Here is a 16,818-nt window from a genome sequence, read left to right on the forward strand (position 1 = left end):
CGTGTCGGACCCAGCATCCCGGACTGCCGGAGTCGACGGCGAACGCGTCGACCTGGTGCTGTTGGACGTCGGCGGCCCGATCTACGACGACGCCGCCTACCGGCAGGCCCTTTTCCGGGCCGTCCGGGAGCTCGCCGGGCAGCGGGGTGATCTCGTCGACGAGACCGAGTTCCGCCGGGTCTACGACGAGCAGCGCCAACGTCAGGGTGGATCCCTGCGCACCGCCGTGGCCGAACGGTTCCTCGGCCCCGGCAGCCGTGGGCGGTTGTCCGAGCTCGCCGAGAACTACTGGGTGTATCCGCCTTCGGCGCTGTACGCGGACGTTCTTCCCGCGCTGCGCGAGATGGCGCGGGACTACGAGATCGCCGTGGTGGCCAATCAGCGCGCGATCGTGGATGAGGCGCTCCGCCGCGACGGCGTGGCCGATCACATCGACATCTGGGCTCTTTCGGAAGTCGTCGGCGCCGAGAAGCCCGATCCCGCGATCTTTCGGCACGCGTTGTCGGAAGCCGGGGTGGATCCCGCCCGCGCCGTGCACGTGGGCAACCGGCTCGACACCGACGTCCGCGGTGCGCAGCGGGTGGGGCTCCGTACCGTGTGGGTGTTGCGCGGGGAGTCCCCACCCGAACCCACGCCCGAGCAGTTGGCGGAACCGGACTCCGTGGTGGGGTCCCTGTCCGAGCTGCCCGGGGCACTGCGTCGGCTCCGGGAGGCGCCTCGTGGTCGGTGAGCTGGTCGCGGGCGTGGACGTCGCCACTGCCACGGTTCGGGTTCAGGTGCACGATCCCGGGGGAGCCCTGGTCGCTTCGGCCACTCGGCGACTTCCCGAACCGGTCCGTTCGGCGGGAGGGCGCTCCGAACAGGACGCCACCGCGTGGTGGCCGGCCGTCCGCGACTGTTTGGGCGAGTGCACGGCACGGTTGGGCGCGCGCAGTGCCGAGATCAGCTCGCTGGCGGTTTCGGCGACCTCCGGTACGGTGGTGCTGACCGACGACGGGGGAGAACCGGTCACGCCAGCGTTGATGTACGACGATCGCCGCGCGGTCGCCGAGGCGCGGACGGCCGAGCACGTCGGTGCCGAGCGGTGGCGGTGGACGGGGATCACGCCGTCGGCGGGCTCGGGCCTGGCCCGGATCGCTCGACTGGCCGCCGAACGCCCGGCCGAGGCCGTCCGGGCCTGCCACACACCGGACGTGGTCGCCGGGCGGTTGGTGGGGCGCCCGGTCTCGACCGACTCCAGCCACGCGCTCAAGAGCGGCTACGACGTGGTCGCCGGGGAATGGGCTTCGGAGGTGTTCGACGCCCTCGGGGTACCGACGTGGCTGCTGCCCGAGGTGGTGACCCCGACGGCTTCGCTGGGCACGGTGACCGCGCGAGCGGCGGAGACCACCGGGCTGCCTGTGGGCTGCGAGGTCCGCGCGGGCATGACAGACGGCTGCGCCGGCCAGCTCGCCTGCGGCGCGGTCGAACCCGGTCAGTTCGTCACCGTGCTGGGTACCACCCTGGTCGTCAAGGGCGTCTCCGACCGGATCGTGCACGACCCCACGGGAGTGGTCTACAGCCACCGGCTGCCCGGTGGGGCGTGGTTGCCCGGTGGAGCCTCCAACAGCGGCGGCTCCGCATTGTCCGATGTGGACCAAGATTCGCTGGCCGCTCTAGACGGCGCCGCCTCGGAGAGGGGACCCTCCACTGTGGTCACCTACCCGTTGCGTGGTGCGGGGGAGCGCTTCCCGTTCCGCCACGAGGACGCCCGGTGGTTCACGGTCGGTCGGCCCGGTGACCGTGTGGACGAGTACCGCTCGCGGTTGGAGGGGGTCGCCTTCTGCGAACGGTTCGCCCTGGAACGCCTGCGTGCTCTCGGTGCTCCCGTGACGGGGTCACTGCGCACGGCCGGAGGGGGCGCGCGAAGCCGGACGTGGTGCCGGATCAGGGCTACCGTCCTGGGCAGGCCGGTGCTGCGGGTCGAGGAGGCGGGCACGGCTCTCGGGGCGGCGATGCTCGCCGCTGCGGGATCCCCGCACGCCGATCTCGGTGCCGCGGTGGCCGCGATGGCACCGAGCGGGCAGTCGGAGGACCCGAACGCGGCCGAGGTCGACCCGCTGGAGGAGAGCTACGGGCGCTTCCTCGCCGAACTGCGCTCACGCGGGTGGGTGTGAACTTTCCTCAGGGGCTTTCGGGAAGCGGTGGAGCCGCTTTGCGCTACGCAGGCCGTCGCACAGGGGTCTTTAGTGGCTGAGCCAGTAGACCATTCCTCTTGACTTTCTCGGGGCTGTTGTCCAGAGTGGCCTGACTACCGATCCACTGTGTCGGAGGTCACGCCGGTCGTGTCGGCGGCCATGAGGAGGTCCGGTGTCGCCCGAGTTGTTGTCCGTGCTGGTCCTGATCGTGGCCTTCGGCGTCGCCACGGCGCTGTCGGTGAACATGGGCATGTTGATGTTGGCCGCGGCGTTCCTGGTGGGGACGGCGGTCGCGGGGCTGTCCGCGGAGGAGATATTCGCCGGTTTCCCCGGCGACATGTTCGTCGTCCTGGTGGGTGTGACCTACCTGTTCGCCATCGCGCGGGCCAACGGCACGACCGAGTGGCTGGTACACCGCGCGGTCGGCCTGGTCGGTGGGCGGATCGCCTTCATCCCGTGGGTCGTGTTCGGCATCGGCGCACTGCTGACGGCCATCGGTGCCGTCAGTCCCGCCGCGTGCGCCATCGTCGCGCCGATCGCTATGAGCATGGCGGCGCGGTACCGGATCAATCCGCTGTTGATGGGCGCGATGGTCGTGCACGGAACCCAGGCGGGCAGCTTCTCCCCGATCAGCGTCTACGGCACCATCGCCAACGGCGTGGTCGCCGAGAGCGGACTGCCCATGGGGCCGGTGGTGCTGTTCCTGGGTGCCCTGGTGGTCAACACGGCGATCGCGGTGATCGTCTTCGCGACGTTCGGTGGTCTGCGGTTGCCGCGCTCGGCGCCTGCCGCCGCGGCCACCTCGGCGAGTCCGGTGCGCTCGGTGGCCACTGTGGGGGCGGCCGGATCGGCGGGCGGGTCGGATTCCGGTGCGGACGCGACGGTGGGTTCCGGTGCGGACGCGACGGTGGGTTCCGGTGCCGAGCCCGCGTCGTTGTCCCGGGAACGAGTGCTGACCCTGGCGGGACTGGTGGCCCTGGTGGTGAGCACGCTGGGATTCGATCTCGACGTGGGACTGGTCGCGGTGACCGTCGCCGTGCTGCTGAGCATCGCTTCGCCGGGAAGCGCCCGCAACGCACCCGCAGAAGTGGCCTGGCCGACCGTACTGCTGATCTGCGGAGTGCTGACCTACGTCGGTGTCCTCAAGCGGATGGGCACCATCGAGTACGCCGGTGATTCGGTGGCCGCCATCGGCATCCCGCTGGTGGTCGCCCTGCTGCTGTGCTACATCGGTGGTCTGGTGTCGGCGTTCGCCTCATCCGTCGGGATCATGGGTGCGCTCATCCCGCTGGCCGTGCCCTTCCTGCAGCAGGGGGAGATCGCGGCAGTGGGCATGATCACCGCGCTGGCGGTGTCGGCGACCGTGGTCGACGTCAGTCCGTTCTCCACCAACGGCGCCATCGTGCTGGCCAACTCCGGCGGCTTCGACCGGGAAGCGCTGTTCCGCAAGCTGTTGATCTACGGTGCCGTGGTGGTCGCGGCGGCACCACTGCTGATCTGGTTCGTCTTCGTGGTGGCCAACCCGGCCTAGGCGTGCCGTCTCCGGCCGCGGAACGGCTCGTCGGACTCCTGGACGTGCGAGCTGAGCCTGGGCCGCCGATTCCGAGAGCGGTAAGTTACGGGTGACTTACCAGTTTCTGGGGGGGGCGACATGGCTGTGGAGCGTCGCAAGCGGCTGTCCGGCGCGGAACGTCGCGAGCAGGTGCTGAAGATCGCCGCCGAGGAGTTCGCGGAGCACGGACTGCACGGGGTCTCGGCCGAGGTGATCGCGAGCGAGGCGGGCATCACGCACGCCTACGTCTTCCGCGTCTTCGGCACCAAGAAGCGGCTCTTCCTCGAAGTGGTCGACCGCGCCTTCGCCACGATGGCCGAGGGACTCGCCACGTCCGCCGGTTCGGCGTCCGGGCTCGACGCGCTCGCGGCCGTGGGCCGACGCTACTACGACAGTCTCACCGACGACGCCGAGGTGCGCGAGGCGGTGCGGGACAGCTTCGGCCGGTTGCGGCAGACAGTCAGCGACACCACCGGGCTCGACGCGGTGCGGATCAAGACGTTCATGGCGTACGGGATTCTGCTCAACACCAACGCCGCCCTCGCGGCCGAGGAGGTCGACGCCGACTGGGCGAACCAGGCGACCGCACGCGTCCACCCCGGCCTCTTCCCCCACCTGACCGCCGAGGCGAACCGATGACCACGAACAACGACGCGCCCGCGGCCACGGCAGATCGCCCGCTGGTGCCCGCGCTGATGCTCATCGCGCTCGTCGTCGCCGTCGTCGGCAGTCTCGGGGCTCCGCTGATCACCCCGGTGGCGGGCGAGTTCGACGTCCCGCTGGCCGCCGCGCAGTGGACGCTCACCGCCCCGCTGCTGGTCGGCGCGATCGCCACCCCGGTGCTGGGTCGGCTGGGTACCGGTCCGCGCCGTCGCCAGGTGATCCTCGCCACGCTGGCCGCCGTCGTGGTGGGCAGTCTGCTGACGGTGGTGCCGCCGTCGTTCGGCTGGCTGCTCGCCGGGCGAGTGGCCCAAGGCGCGGGAGGGGGACTGACGGCGCTGATGATGGGAGTCGCCCGCGACCACTTGCCCGGCGAGCGCTCCGGCTCGGCGATCGCGCTCCTCTCCGTGGCCTCGACCATCGGTATCGGCCTCGGGTACCCGCTCGCCGGGCTGCTGACCGACGTGGCCGGGCTCCGCGCGGCGTACGGGCTCGGCCTGCTGATCACCGCGGTCGCGCTGGCCACCGCCTGGTGGTCCGTGCCCCAGCCGCCGGCGGGCCGCTCGGCGGCGATCGACGTACCGGGCGCGGCGCTGCTGGGCGGTGGCTTGTTGGCCCTGCTCCTGGCGATCAGTCAGACCACGGTCTGGACCGATCGCCCGGCGTTCGCCGCCGCGCTCCTGGCCTCCGCGGCCGTGCTGATCAGTACCTGGGTGTTTCGCGAGCGCCGGTGCGCCGCCCCGCTGGTGGATCTCGCCCTGCTGCGGAACTCCGCGGTGGCGGGGGCCAACGTGGTCATGCTGCTCGGCGGCATCGGCATGTATCTGCTGCTGACACTGGTGACCCGCTATGTGCAGACGCCCGAGTCGGCCGGGTACGGGTTCGGCGTCGACGTCTTCGTCGCGGGCATGGTGCTGGTGCCGTTCTCCGCGCTGGGGTTCGCCGGCGGCAAGCTGGTGCGGCCGCTGCGCGAGCGGCTCACTCCGGCGACGGTCCTGGCCGTCGGGGGCACGGCCGTGCTTGCGGCGCTGGCGCTGTTCGCCCTGGCCCGGAGCCAGCTGTGGCTGTCGTTCGCGGTGATGGGCGTGCTGGGGCTGGGCGTCGGTGCCTTCTCGGCGACGATGCCCACCGCGATCCTCGCCGTCACCCCGGCGGAGGAGACCTCCAGCGCGATGAGCTTCAATCAGGTCGTCCGCAGCGTCGGCTTCTCGATCGGCAGCGCACTGGGCGGCCTGACCCTGGCCGCCCACACCCCGATCGGCTCGACGTTTCCCACCGACACCGGATACACGACAGCCTCCTGGCTCGGCGCCGCGACGATGGCCGTCACAGTCGTCGCCGCGCTCACGCTTCGGCGAGCGCATCGTTCGACGACGGCCGGATCGCGGAGCAACGACGGTCCCGCTGCCGGCCGCTGAATGGCTGGACCGCCCCCCGGGAACTATTCGTCTTCGGGGGTCCAGCTGAGCAATCTCACCCGGCTGACCGTGACCAGGTGCGCGCGCATCGCCTCGCGCGCGGCCTGGGTGTCCTGGGCACGGATGGCTTCGGCGATGCGAGTGTGCTGGGTCAGCGACTGGCTCGGGCGATCGGGCTGTTGCAGGGACTCGCGGCGGCTCTCCGCGATTCTCTCGGCGATTCCGCTCATGAATTCGGCGAGCAGCGCGCTGTGGGCGGAGGCGGTGACCGCGGCGTGGAAGCGGCGGTCGCCCTCTTCGCCGAGCAGCCCCTCGGCGATCTCGGCGCGCATCGCCTCCAGCGCCGAGTCGATCTCGGCGAGGTCCTGCTCGGTCCGACGCAGCGCCGCCAGTTCGGCGAGTTTGCTTTCCATCGCTTCACGGGCATCCAGCACGTCCGGGAGCCGGCGTTGGCGCTCGACCAGCGTCGAGACCGGTTCCGCGGTGAGGGTGTCCGTGCGCAGATAGGTGCCCCCGCCGTGGCGGATCTCCACCAGTCCCTGCACTTCGAGGACGAGAATCGCCTGCTTGATCGAGGCCCGGCTGACGCCGAGGCGCTCGGCCAGGTCCCGTTCGGAGGGCAATCGGTCGCCGCTGCGCAGCCCGGCGGACTCCACGTGCTCGCGGAGGCGCTCGACCACCTGCTCGTGTAGACGTGTGCGTGGTACCGGACGCAATGAGTCGGAGACGGACAACCGGACCCCCTTGACAGGTTTTCGCGATGATAGCAATCTTCGAAATGGCCGGACCAGTGGACGAGTGGTTCATCCACTGAAATCCTCGGTCCACGACCGGACGGCTCGACGAGCGTGCGAGGAGGTCCGCGATGAGCGATCCCGAAGGTGCGGCGCGGCACGTCACGGTACGTGTCGATCCACCGATCGCCGAGATCACCATCGGAGACGCGGCCAAGCGCAACGCGCTCACCGGACAGGGCTGGACCCGGATCGAACAGGTCGTCGGCGAGCTCGCCAGTGACGACACGCTGTGCGCGATCGTGCTGCGCGGCAGGGACGAGACATTCTGCGCGGGCTCGGACATGACCGAGTGGGTCGATGCCGACATGGCGGCCGTCGAGGACTCCTTCGCCCGGATGGAAGCGGCGTTTCGGGCCGTGGAGGAATGCCCGGTCCCCGTCGTGGCCGAGGTCCGCGGTGTCGCCGCCGGCGCGGGATGCCAGCTCGCACTGGCCTGCGACCTGCGTTTCATGGCCGACTCGGCGCGGATCGGGATGCCGATCGTGCGTTTGGGCATCAGGACCAGCCCGGCCTTCGCGGCCCGGATGGTCGCTCTCGCAGGACCCTCGCTGACCCGGCAGCTGCTCTACACCGGGCGACTGCTCGAAGCGCCCGCCGCCGTGAGCGCGGGACTGGCCGAGCGGCACGTGGCCGACGCGGAGCTGCGGAGCCACACCGACCAGGTCCTGAGCTCGATCGCCGAGCAACCGCCCGCCGCCGTGCGCGCGGCTAAGCAAGCCGTGGCGGCGACGCTGGCGCCGATGCGCGAGGCCACTCGCACCAATGACCACCCCGCCGTCGCCGCGGAGGAGTTCCGCAGCACTGTGAAGGCACTGTTCGACTGACGTCCGTGATCGCCGGTGACCGTGCCGATCGGTTCGGCGATTTCGGCGAAACCGTCCGAATTCACCCGGACGGGCACTTCGGACCGTTGTGGTGGCCAAGCGCGTGTGGGAGAAAGCGAGGAGGCAGGTTCTCCCTCGGGAAAGGGGACGTCGTGACCGAGGTTCCGACCGTCGGTGGTGGCGTGGACTCCACCCGAATGGGACGTGTGCTCATGCACGAGCACGTGTTCGTGCTCAGCGAGGAGTTCCGACAGAACTATCCCGAGCACTGGGACGAGCAGCAGCGCGTGTCCGATGCCGTGGACAAGCTCACCGCCCTGAAATCCCGGGGAATCGACACGATCGTGGACCCGACCGTCATCGGGCTGGGGCGCTACATTCCCCGCATTCAGCGCATCGACGAGCGGGTCGACATCAACATCATCCCGGCCACCGGTGTCTACACCTACAACGACGTGCCGATGTTCCTGCACTTTCGCGGGCCGGGAACCCTGTTCGACGGCCCGGAACCGATGGTGGAGATGTTCACCAGGGACATCACGGATGGGATCGCGGGCACCGGTGTCCGGGCCGCCTTCCTCAAGTGCGCCATCGATGCTCCGGGAATGACACCGGGCGTGGAGCGCGTCATGCGTGCCGTGGCGCGTACTCACCGACTCACGGGGGTGCCCATCACCCTGCACACCAACGTCGGCAACCGCTCCGGCCTCGCCGCCCAGCAGCTGTTGGCCTCCGAGGGGGTCGACCTCGGCCGGGTCGTGGTCGGCCACAGCGGGGACTCCACCGATCTGGAGTACCTGACTCGACTGGCCGACGCCGGTTCGCTGCTCGGAATGGACCGTTTCGGCCTGGACGTGCTGCAGTCCTTCGAACGGCGTGTGGACACGGTGGCCGAACTCGTCCGACGTGGCTACACCGACAGTCTCGTACTGGCTCACGACGCCTCCTGCTACATCGATTGGTTCCCCGACGAGGAGCAGCAGCGTGTGGCGCCGAACTGGCACTACACGCACATCAGTGACGACGTGCTTCCCGCGCTGCGGCAGCGCGGTGTGTCCGAGGAGCAGATCACCACCATGCTCGTCGACAACCCGCGCCGGTACTTCGAGAACGTCGGCGCCTACTGAGCCGACTCACGGCACGGCGCGCACGGGTCGATGCCTACCTCCGGCCGCGTTCGCTCTCGCGGTGTCGGTCAGTAACCAGTGGGCCCTGATCAGGCTGGATCGGGCTCCGGAGAGGTCGGCGACGGTCCACCGCTCCAGCGCCGTGATCGCGGCCGCGCGGGCTCGGTCGTTCCGGTCGCAGCCGTGGTCCTCGGCCGCCACCAGGACCGCGCGCAGCTGGGCCGGCGGGCTCGGGGATGTGTCGGGACGGTGGTCACCGGTGCTGGTCAGCAGCCTGACCAGCAGGTGCTCCACGGTCTCGCGCAGCGGCCGGGAATCCGTGACGGTCCGGTCGGCCATGGGAATGCTCCGTTCGCGTCGGTGATCCTTCGGGACTGCGACCACCGCGATGCGGGGAACGGATCCCGGTTTTCGCGTGAACCACCCGAACGAGTAATGACCTTCGGGGGGCGACGCGCGACGCCGAAATCCGGACTACCTTGTCGGCCGAGCAGTAGCGTGTCCCCGGGTGGGGCGATGAGGAGGGCGGGAGTGAACCGCAGGAGCGTGCTTGTGTTGGTGTCCCTGGCCGGTTGCGTGGCCGTGTTTCTGATGCTGCGGGATCCGGTCGGAGCCGCCGGTGTCGTCCGCGCGGGCTGGGGGATGCTCGTCAACGGTGTGACCACGGTCGTGGAGTCGGCGATCACGTTCTTGCAGCACCTGTTTCGGTAGCGTCCCGCGCAGGATGACCGGGTACTCGCACGGGGGAGGTGTAGGAGATCGCAAGTACGGGTAACCACGGCACACGTTCCGCGTACTGCGGAGCTCGAGCGTGAAGCGATACGGTGATCAAGACAAGGAGGACGACGATGACCGACGCCGACGAACGCCGGGTGCTCAAGGCCCTGCAAGGCATCCAGTTCCCGGCGGCCAAGGCACAGTTGGTGGCCTACGCCGAGGACCGCGGCGCCGAATCCAAGACGCTGCGTGCGTTGGAAGCGCTGCCGGAGGGCGACTACAGCAGCGGCGAGGAGGTCGAACAGGCCGTGCCGCAGCGTCCTGACGAGGAACTGTCCTGAAGTACGGCCATCGTTGGTTCGCCCATCACGACGAGAAGGAGGCATCGTGCCCGAGCTGCTGGAGCGGTCCGCCATCGACACCCGGCTCGCCGAACTTCCCGACTGGGAGTACGGCGACGGCGCCGTGTCCAAGACCTGGCAGTTGAAGGGGTTCCTCACGGCGATGAGCTTCGCCAATGCGATCGCCCACCTGGCCAACGAGACCAACCACCACCCGGATCTGAGCGTGCACGACTACAACCGCCTCACGGTCCGCATCACCACTCACTCCGCGGGCGGAGTGACCGAGAACGACCTGGGGATGGCCGAGCGGATCGAGGAGCTGCGCAGCGTGAGCTGAGAACCCCTGAGCACGCCGGGCGTTGCCGCTCTGAGGCGCCCGGCGTGCGAGCGCTCCGACGGTGCGCGACGGGCCGATTCACCATCGGGTGCGGAGCAGGTGATTGATCAGCAGTGCCAGGATCGCCTGCGCGGCCAGCCACCACTTGACGTGTCGACGGGGCAGCAGGGCACAGGGCAGCACCAGCCACAGCGAGTACGGCAGCCAGATCCGCTCCACCTCCGCCTTGCTCATCCCCGAGAGGTCGGCGGCCAGCAGGCACAGCAGCGTCGAGACGGTGAGCAGGCGGGCACCGAGCGCCATTCGACGGGGCGCGAAAGCCAACCGGCGCAGCCCGGCCAGCACGGCCGGACCGACGGCGAGGACGAGGCAGGCGAGGTTGGCCCAGGCGAAGTAGCCGTAGGGGCGAGTCGCGGCGATGCCCTGGTAGTAGCGTTCGTGAACCAGCTGGTATCCCTCGTACCACCAGAACCCGTGGGCGGCGAACGTGACCACGACGCCGACCACGGCCACCACGGCGACGAGGGCGGGGCGCACCCGCCGCGTCAGCACCAGCACCACCAGGGGCAGCAAGCCGGCCAGCACCAGTCCGTAGGACAGGAAGAGCATGAATCCGAGCAGCAGCCCCCCGGCCAGAGCGGCCGGAGCGCCGCGCCAGCCCCGCTTGGTGGATCCGACGGCCAGCAGCGCCACACCACAGGTCAGCACTCCGGCGAAGAGGCCGTCGGCGGAGACCCCCACCCAGACCGCGCCGGGCATCAGCACGGTGAACGGAAGTATCTTGCGCGCCGTGCCCTCCTCGCCCAGCGCCCGCAGGGTCGTGGCGATACCGATGCCGACGGTCGCCCCGGCGAGCACGCACAGCACCGCACCGGCCACGAAGCCGCCGAGCCCGATGCGCTCCATCCAGACGAAGACCACGAGCGCCCCCGGGGGGTGCCCGGCGACGTGCACGGCCCACGAACCCGGCTCCAGCAGGATGCGATCGGTGAAGGTCGCCAGCAGCCCGGGGATGCTCTCGACCCGGTCGATCTCGGCCAGGTAGTTCTTGTTCCCGGCCAGCTTGGTCAGGACACCGTGCTTCCACCCGTCGACGAGGGTCAGGGACGCGGTCCAGGCCAGCGACGCCAGGTAAGTGATCCCCAGCAGGGGCCCCCAGCGCATCCGCCGCGCCAGCACGGGACCGCCGAGCACGACCGCCAGCGCGACCGCGACGGCCGGGATCGTGCCCGGGCCGGTGTGGGGCGCCCAACTGGCGAACAGCGGCGGGAAGTCGAGGTAGATGTTGACCCCGCGGTCCAGCAGCCGCTGTCCGACGACCCCCGCGCGCCACACCAGCAATGCGCCGCCGAGCACGACGAGCAGATCGGCGGACAGGGCCGCGAACCCGGCCCGCCGAGCGGGAGCGGGCTCCGGTGACGATGCGCTCAACTCGGTGCTCACGATCGACACACTACGAGAGGTGACGGTGTTTCCACCGTCAGCTGTTTTGGGGAGTCCGAAGTCGAGGCCGACGGGTCGACGGCACGAGCATGTGGTTTTTGGCTCCCTCAGTGCTGTCGACCTCCGCCGCCACCGGCGGCCTTCGGCTCCACCGGACCGATGTCGGTGTGGCGTCCCCAGCGCAACCGTGCGTGCTGCAGGCCCGGCCCCGGGCCGATCCGCTCCGCCAGTTTGTCGGCCACGAACCCCGTGGCCAGGGCGTAGACGGACTTGTGTGCCAGATCGACGAGCAGTTCCGTCCGCGGCCAGGTCCACGGTGGAGCACCGACGCCGCTGGCGTTTTCGAGGGTCTGGTCGTTGGTCAGGCGGACGACGGCGAACATGGCCGACGACCACGGCCCGCGCAGTCCCGAGTCCGCCATGACTCCCCGCAGCATGCCCAGGAGCGCTCCCTGTCCGAAGTGCATGAACAGGTTCACGCTGGCGGGCGACTTCGTCGTCGGCAGCAGCCGCGTCATGGTGCGACCGGGAACGTGCGAGTCGGGCCGTCCCGTGATCCGCTGTTCCAGTTTCTCGCCCAGCGTCATCACCGCGACACCGGCAGCGCCGGACACGAGCCCGTGTCCGGCTCCTCGCAGGAACACGGTCATCGTCCTCGCACGCATCCGTGCCGCGCGGTGGGGGTTTTCGTTGGTCTCCATGATCTCGCGAATCCTTCCGGCGGTGTCCGCGGGCGAAACGGTCCCGTGTGGTCGGGATTCAGGGCGGGGTGTTCTCGTCGGGGACCTCGGCGTCCATGGCCACTCGCCACCGGCGCCAGGACTCCCGCTGGGACTGATGGGCGGTTTCCCACACCTGCGCGGCACCCTCCTGGCCGGCCAGTACCGTGGCGAGGCCGGTCAGCGCCTCGGCCGCCTCGTACCCGGTGCGGGCCAGCTCCTGCGCCTGGGAACGTCGTAGCTGGTGAATGGCGGAGGTGTCCTCGGGGGCGGGGTGGATCTGGGAGGCTCCCGCCTCTCGCCACGCCGCGGCCACGGCGCTCAAAGCCTCGCTGAGCCGCTGCCAGGAACCCGTGCGGTCACTGTCGTCCTGGGTCTCGGACATGCGGCGTCCCTCCTGAAGCTCTCGGTTGCGGTGGCCTCCCGTATACCCGGACGGCCGGCGCGTCAATCACTCGGAGCGAACTCGGTCGGGTGTGTGGGTTCCGCACCACAGTGATCATGGATGACCGCATTCGTGCTACGGACAGTGAGTCGATCGCCCTGTCGAGCAGGGTGGACTGCCCCGGGCTGCGCGAATGATCGCGTTCCTGATAACTTGGCGTGGCCAGTCAACCCAGTGTTGGGCCAGGGAATCCGGTGCGAATCCGGAGCTGACGCGCAGCGGTGAGGGTGATGGGCGAGGCAGCGGCCACTGGATGATCATCCGGGAAGGCGCCTCGTCCGCGTGATCCCGAGCCCGAAAACCTGCTGGTACCTCCGAGCCGCCGTGGCGGTGCTCGGGGAAACGGCCGACAGGCTCCGCGATCGAGCCCCGACGAAAAGGATGTTCGTGCCGACAAGTCGTGTGTTTTCGCTGGTCAGCGTGATCGTGGTTGCTTTCGGGCTGTTGACCGCGTGTGGTGGAGACGTCACCGGTGACCGGCAGCAGAGCCCGCCCGGATATCCGAGGACGATCGACGACTGCGGCCGGAAGATCACCATCGACGCTCCGCCGCGGCGGGCGGTCTCGCTGGACCAGGGATCGACCGAGCTCCTGCTGTCGCTGGGACTGGCCGACAGGATGGTCGGTACCGCGACGTGGACCGATCCGGTCCTGAAGGGACTGGAGGCGGCCAATGCCGAGGTCCCGAGACTGGCGGACAACCCGCCCTCGTTCGAACGAGTGCTGGCCCAGGAGCCCGACTTCGTTTCCGCCTCCTTCTCGTCCACCGTGGGCTCGGTTTCCTCGTTTTCCGACTTCGAGGAACTCGGCGTGCCGACGTACGTGTCCCCGGCCGACTGCGCCAAGTCCGACGGCGGCAGCGGCGACGGCTCGCGCACGAAGCCACTGCGGATGGGCCTGATCTACGACGAGATCCGTGATCTCGCGAAGGTCTTCGGGGTCGAGGAGCGCGGGGCGAAACTGATCGCCGACCTGCGGGCGCGCTTCGACGCGGCCACGAAGGGCATCGATGCCGACGGCGTGTCCGTGCTCTACTGGTTCGCCAACTCCAGGGCGCCGTACATGGCCGGTTGCTGCGGTGCGCCGGGCATCATCACCGACGCGGTCGGGGCGCACAACGTCTTCGACGACACCCATCAGGAATGGCCGCAGGTCGGTTGGGAGACCGTCGCGGCGCGCGATCCCGACGTGCTGGTCCTCGGTGACCTCACCCGCAGGCGCCAGAGTGCCGAAACGGCCGCCGCCAAGATCGAGTTTCTCGAGTCCCACCCGGTCACCAAGCACATGGACGCCGTGCGGAACAAGCGCTACGTACCGCTCAGCGGCGCCGCCATGAACCCCTCCCTCCGCACCGTCCACGGGGTCGAGAAGGTGGCCCGGGGACTGCGTGAGTCCGGGCTCGCCGGGTGAGTGCGCTGCTGGCTCGTTCCGGAGGCTGGGGCGCCGCGGTCCTGTGGGGCGGTGGTCTGGTGGTCCTGGCCGTCTCGGTCGCGCTCGCGATCACGTTCGGCCCCTCCGACCTCGTGGTCGGCGACGTCTGGGCGGTCGTGGCCGAACACGTCGGGCTGGGGGAGTCGGGGCTCTCCCAGCTTCGGGGCGGCATCGTCTGGCAGCTGCGCCTTCCGCGCACGTTGTTGGCGGCCGTGTGCGGTGCGGGTCTCGGGGTGTGCGGAGCGATCATGCAGTCGCTGCTGCGCAACTCGCTCGCCGACCCGTTCGTGCTCGGTATCTCCTCGGGAGCCTCCACGGGAGCGGTGCTGGTGGTGGTGGGAGGTGTCGGTGCCGGGATGGCCTCGCTGTCGGTCGGCGCGTTCCTCGGAGCGCTGTGCTCGTTCGCCCTGGTGCTGCTGCTCACCCGTGCCGTGGGGGGCACGACGGATCGCATGATCCTCGCCGGTGTCGCTGGAATGCAGCTGTTCTCGGCGCTGACCTCGTTCATCGTGATGTCCTTCGCGGACTCCAAGCAGACGCGAGGTGTGCTGTTCTGGTTGCTGGGTTCGCTCAGCGGCACGGACTGGTTCACCGTGTGGCTGTGTTTGTCCGCGCTGGTGCTCGCGCTGGTGGTGTGCCTCGTCAAGGCCACGGCTCTCGACGCGTTCACCTTCGGCAATGACGCCGCGAGCACGCTCGGTGTCTCCGTCGTCCGGACCCGATCGCTGCTGCTGACCGTGACCGCGCTGTTGACTGCGACGTTGGTGAGTGCCGCCGGGGCGATCGGTTTCGTCGGTCTCCTGCTGCCGCACGCCGCCCGCGCGGTGGTCGGACCCGGACATCGCAAGCTGCTGCCGACCACGGCGCTGGTCGGGGCGATCTTTCTGGTGTGGGTCGACACGGTCGCGCGCACCCTCATGGCTCCGCAGGAAATCCCCGTCGGTGTGGTGACTTCGCTGGTCGGAGTGCCCGCGTTCGTGTTCGTGCTCCACCGGAGTCGAAAGCCACGGTAACCATACGAGGAGGGTCGCGGTGTGAGCATGCGCGCCGAGAACGTGTCGTGGCGGGCCGGCGGCAGGATGATCGTCGACGGTGTCCGCCTCGACCCCGACCCGAACTCGACGGTCGGGCTGCTCGGGCCGAACGGTTCGGGCAAGTCGACGCTGCTGCGGTTGCTGGCCGGTGTGCGCGCCACCTCCTCGGGAGTCGTACGGCTCGATGGCGTCCCGCTGTCGGAATTGCACCGCAAGGAGGTCGCGCGCCGGGTCGCCGTCGTCGAGCAGCACGTGACCACCGAGGTCGACATGAGTGTGCTCGACGTCGTCGGCCTGGGCCGCGTTCCACATCGCCGAACGTGGACCGGCCCCTCGGCCGCCGACGATGCCGCCGTGCGCTCGGCCCTCGAGCAGACCCGGATGCAGGACAGGGCGGAGCAGTCGTGGCACACGCTCTCCGGAGGGGAGCGGCAGCGGGTGCAGATCGCCCGCGCCCTGGCTCAGCAACCACGGGAACTGCTGCTGGACGAACCGACGAACCATCTCGACATCCGCCACCAGCTCGATCTGCTCGCCCTCGTCGTCCGCATCCCGGTCACCAGCGTGATCGCACTGCACGACCTCAACCTGGCGGCGATGTTCTGCGACCACCTCGTGGTCCTCGGGGAGGGGAGAGCCGTCGCCGCGGGCTCACCGGCACAGGTGCTCACCGAGGAGCTCATCGCCGACGTTTACGGCGTCCGCTCCGCTGTGACCCCGGACGGACCGGATGGCCGGCCCTCCGTGCGCTTCCTGCCCTTCGCCCATGCCCCCGACGACGTCCGTGCGTTTTGACGGGTGCGGATTCCGAGCGCGGTCGGCCTCGTGAACGGCGAAGTAGGATCGAGGAATACAGAGGAGGTGCTGCATGGCCGATCCCACCGCGAACGCGCACGTCGAAGTCGCGGCCGCCCCCGAGCTGGTCTATCGACTGATCACCGATCTCGACACGCTGGCCCGGTTGTCCGGCGAACTCGAGGGAGGTGAGTGGATCGACGAGGCGGGATCACCGGAACAGGGGATGCGTTTCCGCGGAGCCAACCGCAACGGGGACAAGACCTGGACGACGGTGGCCACGGTGCGTGCTGCCGAGCGGGGGCGGCGGTTCGCCTTCGACGTCGACGACGCCGACACACCGGTCTCGCACTGGGAGTACGAGCTGCGGTCCACCGAGCAGGGGTGCGTGGTCACCGAGCGGACCTGGGACCGCCGTCCGTCGTGGTACACGTCGGTGAGCGCCGAGGTCACGGGTGAAGCCGACCGGGACGCGGCGAATCAGCGCAACATCGAAGCCACCCTGCGGGCGCTGAAGCTCGAAGCCGAGCGTCAGTGACAGTGGGCGCCGATACTCGTCCTGCCCAACGGGTGACTCGGCGAACTCCATCAGGTCGGTTAGGTTAACCTAACCGACCTGATGGAGGACCGTTCATGGTTCACACGCGCGCCGAGGTGCGTACCGACAATCCGGCTCGATACGCGAAGCAGCTTTCCTCGCATCTGGGTCGGCGTTGTGCGGTGGAGGAGGATCACGAAGGCACGCGGATCACCCTTCCCGGGGAGCGTGGATCCGGCAGTTGCCTGTTGCGCTGCACTGACGGCCTGCTCGCCCTGGAGGTCGAGGCGGAAAGCGCCGAGGTTCTCGACGTCGTGCACGACGTTGTCGGGCGCCACCTGGAGCGGTTCGGTCAGCGGGACGGCCTCGCCGTCGAGTGGCTCCCCGGCGCGGCCTAAGTCGATTACCTGGGGTGATCGAGGGCTGAGGAATGCTCGGGACGGGTTCGCCCTTGTTTTTT

General features: G+C 69.6%; 20 protein-coding genes and 1 riboswitch. Of the genes, 15 read left to right on the plus strand and 5 right to left on the minus strand.

Annotation, left to right across the window (positions count from 1 at the left end; genetic code table 11):
• Position 1 precedes the first annotated feature (1 nt).
• The 5 genes from FHX42_RS16280 to FHX42_RS16300 all read left to right on the plus strand — a co-directional run bounded on the left by FHX42_RS16280 (position 2) and on the right by FHX42_RS16300 (position 5,807).
• The gene (locus FHX42_RS16280) at positions 2–730 is read left to right on the plus strand and encodes an HAD family hydrolase (RefSeq protein ID WP_182545225.1); all 729 of its coding nucleotides are present in this window, start codon (positions 2–4) and stop codon (positions 728–730) included.
• Positions 720–2,156, plus strand: a complete 1,437-nt coding sequence (locus FHX42_RS16285; protein WP_182545226.1) for an FGGY-family carbohydrate kinase — start codon at positions 720–722, stop codon at positions 2,154–2,156. The genes FHX42_RS16280 and FHX42_RS16285 overlap by 11 nt, the downstream gene beginning before the upstream one ends.
• Before the next feature lie 193 nt (positions 2,157–2,349).
• Positions 2,350–3,708, plus strand: a complete 1,359-nt coding sequence (locus FHX42_RS16290) for an SLC13 family permease (protein ID WP_182545227.1) — start codon at positions 2,350–2,352, stop codon at positions 3,706–3,708.
• A gap of 120 nt (positions 3,709–3,828) precedes the next feature.
• Positions 3,829–4,368 carry a TetR/AcrR family transcriptional regulator gene (locus tag FHX42_RS16295; protein WP_235987370.1) on the plus strand — a complete coding sequence of 180 codons (540 nt, stop codon included), beginning with the start codon at positions 3,829–3,831 and terminating at the stop codon, positions 4,366–4,368.
• Positions 4,365–5,807 carry an MFS transporter gene (locus FHX42_RS16300; RefSeq protein ID WP_182545228.1) on the plus strand — a complete coding sequence of 481 codons (1,443 nt, stop codon included), beginning with the start codon at positions 4,365–4,367 and terminating at the stop codon, positions 5,805–5,807. The genes FHX42_RS16295 and FHX42_RS16300 overlap by 4 nt, the downstream gene beginning before the upstream one ends.
• A gap of 23 nt (positions 5,808–5,830) precedes the next feature.
• Here the strand turns inward: FHX42_RS16300 and FHX42_RS16305 are convergent, their stop codons facing one another.
• A complete protein-coding gene (locus FHX42_RS16305) occupies positions 5,831–6,487 on the minus strand; it encodes a FadR/GntR family transcriptional regulator (protein ID WP_182545229.1) in 657 nt (218 codons plus the stop codon).
• Between the two features lie 185 nt (positions 6,488–6,672).
• Here FHX42_RS16305 and FHX42_RS16310 point away from each other — a divergent pair, with 185 nt between their 5' ends.
• Together FHX42_RS16310 and FHX42_RS16315 are read left to right on the plus strand one after the other, a co-directional pair.
• On the plus strand, positions 6,673–7,428 hold the full coding sequence (locus FHX42_RS16310; protein WP_182545230.1) for an enoyl-CoA hydratase/isomerase family protein: 756 nt from the start codon (positions 6,673–6,675) through the stop codon (positions 7,426–7,428).
• Between the two features lie 152 nt (positions 7,429–7,580).
• Positions 7,581–8,555, plus strand: coding sequence for a phosphotriesterase family protein (locus FHX42_RS16315; RefSeq protein ID WP_182545231.1), 975 nt, complete (start codon positions 7,581–7,583; stop codon positions 8,553–8,555).
• Between the two features lie 6 nt (positions 8,556–8,561).
• On the opposite strand, the gene FHX42_RS16320 is transcribed toward FHX42_RS16315, so the two are convergent.
• Complete coding sequence (locus tag FHX42_RS16320) at positions 8,562–8,894, minus strand: hypothetical protein (protein WP_182545232.1); 333 nt, start codon at positions 8,892–8,894, stop codon at positions 8,562–8,564.
• A 192-nt stretch (positions 8,895–9,086) separates the two neighbouring features.
• On the opposite strand from FHX42_RS16320, the gene FHX42_RS16325 reads away from it, so the two are divergent.
• From FHX42_RS16325 to FHX42_RS16335, 3 genes are all read left to right on the plus strand, one after another.
• Positions 9,087–9,266 (plus strand): hypothetical protein, encoded by a 180-nt coding sequence (locus FHX42_RS16325; protein ID WP_182545233.1) that lies wholly within the window; start codon positions 9,087–9,089, stop codon positions 9,264–9,266.
• A 137-nt stretch (positions 9,267–9,403) separates the two neighbouring features.
• Entirely contained in the window at positions 9,404–9,613 is a 210-nt protein-coding gene (locus tag FHX42_RS16330; protein WP_182545234.1) for a DUF2795 domain-containing protein, read from the plus strand.
• A gap of 46 nt (positions 9,614–9,659) precedes the next feature.
• The gene (locus FHX42_RS16335) at positions 9,660–9,953 is read left to right on the plus strand and encodes a 4a-hydroxytetrahydrobiopterin dehydratase (RefSeq protein WP_182545235.1); all 294 of its coding nucleotides are present in this window, start codon (positions 9,660–9,662) and stop codon (positions 9,951–9,953) included.
• A 78-nt stretch (positions 9,954–10,031) separates the two neighbouring features.
• Here the strand turns inward: FHX42_RS16335 and FHX42_RS16340 are convergent, their stop codons facing one another.
• The 3 genes from FHX42_RS16340 to FHX42_RS16350 all read right to left on the minus strand — a co-directional run bounded on the left by FHX42_RS16340 (position 10,032) and on the right by FHX42_RS16350 (position 12,500).
• Complete coding sequence (locus FHX42_RS16340; protein ID WP_328796238.1) at positions 10,032–11,396, minus strand: hypothetical protein; 1,365 nt, start codon at positions 11,394–11,396, stop codon at positions 10,032–10,034.
• Positions 11,397–11,503: 107 nt separating this feature from the next.
• The gene (locus tag FHX42_RS16345; RefSeq protein ID WP_220480491.1) at positions 11,504–12,046 is read right to left on the minus strand and encodes a hypothetical protein; all 543 of its coding nucleotides are present in this window, start codon (positions 12,044–12,046) and stop codon (positions 11,504–11,506) included.
• Between the two features lie 109 nt (positions 12,047–12,155).
• Positions 12,156–12,500 (minus strand): hypothetical protein, encoded by a 345-nt coding sequence (locus FHX42_RS16350; RefSeq protein WP_182545236.1) that lies wholly within the window; start codon positions 12,498–12,500, stop codon positions 12,156–12,158.
• Between the two features lie 206 nt (positions 12,501–12,706).
• Positions 12,707–12,884, plus strand: a riboswitch (cobalamin riboswitch).
• A 57-nt stretch (positions 12,885–12,941) separates the two neighbouring features.
• On the opposite strand from FHX42_RS16350, the gene FHX42_RS16355 reads away from it, so the two are divergent.
• The 5 genes from FHX42_RS16355 to FHX42_RS16375 all read left to right on the plus strand — a co-directional run bounded on the left by FHX42_RS16355 (position 12,942) and on the right by FHX42_RS16375 (position 16,756).
• On the plus strand, positions 12,942–13,970 hold the full coding sequence (locus FHX42_RS16355) for an ABC transporter substrate-binding protein (protein WP_182545237.1): 1,029 nt from the start codon (positions 12,942–12,944) through the stop codon (positions 13,968–13,970).
• Entirely contained in the window at positions 13,967–15,004 is a 1,038-nt protein-coding gene (locus FHX42_RS16360) for a FecCD family ABC transporter permease (RefSeq protein WP_182545238.1), read from the plus strand. The genes FHX42_RS16355 and FHX42_RS16360 overlap by 4 nt, the downstream gene beginning before the upstream one ends.
• 27 nt (positions 15,005–15,031) lie before the next feature.
• A complete protein-coding gene (locus FHX42_RS16365; RefSeq protein ID WP_182545338.1) occupies positions 15,032–15,820 on the plus strand; it encodes an ABC transporter ATP-binding protein in 789 nt (262 codons plus the stop codon).
• 73 nt (positions 15,821–15,893) lie between these two features.
• On the plus strand, positions 15,894–16,358 hold the full coding sequence (locus tag FHX42_RS16370) for an SRPBCC family protein (protein ID WP_182545239.1): 465 nt from the start codon (positions 15,894–15,896) through the stop codon (positions 16,356–16,358).
• 95 nt (positions 16,359–16,453) lie between these two features.
• Positions 16,454–16,756: a DUF2218 domain-containing protein gene (locus FHX42_RS16375; RefSeq protein ID WP_182545240.1), complete on the plus strand. Its 303-nt coding sequence runs from the start codon at positions 16,454–16,456 to the stop codon at positions 16,754–16,756.
• Positions 16,757–16,818: the final 62 nt, after the last annotated feature.

Origin of the sequence: Halosaccharopolyspora lacisalsi (genome assembly GCF_014137975.1) — a bacterium.
Classification (GTDB): Bacteria; Actinomycetota; Actinomycetes; order Mycobacteriales; family Pseudonocardiaceae; genus Halosaccharopolyspora; species Halosaccharopolyspora lacisalsi.